We start from the raw sequence: 1,275 nt of genomic DNA, 5'->3' as shown, positions 1-1,275 counted from the left end.
AATCTGCCACAGCAAATCCACAATTTGGTTTTGAACAGCCAACGCCCGGAAACGCTCCAAATCCACTAGGAAACGTTGCACCGCCGCGATTGTCTCATTGACCTTTGTCTCAGAAACGCCGGCAACGGCAATTGTTAACGCATTATTCGCTAAGGCTTGAACCGCCGTATAGAAATCTTCCGTCATGGCTTGCGTTCGAATTAACGCTAACCCATTTTCATCAACGTTATACAGTGGTGAACGCAATACTGCTGCCAACGGAATATCTTGGTGCGGGTTATCAATCACCTGCAACAAGCTCATCATGACTGAAATTTCAGTCGTTTGGAAATAACTCTCCGCCCCGTTAACAACGATCGGAATGTCCATTTCACGGAACACATCCAAGACATCCAAATTTTGATTCTTAGTTGGCACCAAAACCGTCATATCACTGTATGTCACCGGACGCTTTTCACCGGCTTTACGATCGAATATTTCAAACTTGGTGTCGATTAACTCCCTAATTTTCAACGCCATCATCCGAATTTGACCCGTTGCTTTCGTAAAGCCAAACTCATTCGCGACCTCCGGACCGTCATCAGCTTCATCCGTTGTTGTCCCATCATCTAGGTACACCATCAATTCTGCTTCTTTGGGCAAGTCGGCCGGATAATAATCGGCCCCAGCGACCAATTCTGCTTCGCCCGTATAGTCAACATCACCCAACCCGTCACTCATGATTTGCGCAAAAATAAAGTTGATGAAATTCGTGACGTTCGGTTGCGAGCGGAAGTTTTCTTGCAGTGTAATCACCTTATTGCCTGGCGTTTGTGGATACGTCGCGAGTTTATGACCAAACAAGGTTGGGTCCGCCTGACGGAACTTATAAATCGACTGTTTAATATCACCCACTTGGAACGTATTATCACCGCTCGCAATGAAACTTAAAATCGCTTCTTGTAGTTGATTCGTGTCTTGATACTCATCAACCATCACTTCGTTATAACGTGCACGCAACTCAGCCTGCACTGCCGGTTGGCTGACAATTTGAAGTGCAAAGTGTTCCAAATCGTTAAAATCCAGGACCTTACGGCGTAACTTTTCGGCTAAAAAGGCCTCACGAAAGGCTTGCGTAAATGCGACTAATTCGGTAATCACCTCACCAGCCCCACGCACAGCTAGTTGCATGGCCGCTTCATCCAGGGCAAAAAAGCCCGTTTGTAATGCTTCCAACCGTTCCTTAATCCGTTCACGCTGGGTCTTCACCAGTTCCCAGGCGGCTTTTAGTTCAGG

At 46.7% G+C, this 1,275-nt stretch carries 1 protein-coding gene; it reads right to left on the bottom strand.

What is annotated here, in order from left to right; all coding sequences use genetic code 11:
• A partial coding sequence (locus tag WEIDD23_RS14535; protein ID WP_242865435.1) for a UvrD-helicase domain-containing protein occupies positions 1-1,275 on the bottom strand: 1,275 nt, incomplete at both ends.

Origin of the sequence: Weissella sp. DD23, assembly GCF_001579105.1 — a bacterium.
GTDB classification, from domain to species: domain Bacteria; phylum Bacillota; class Bacilli; order Lactobacillales; family Lactobacillaceae; genus Weissella; species Weissella cibaria.
The sequence above is the reverse complement of the archived record's forward strand: the minus strand, read 5'-3'. Positions and strand labels throughout refer to the sequence as shown.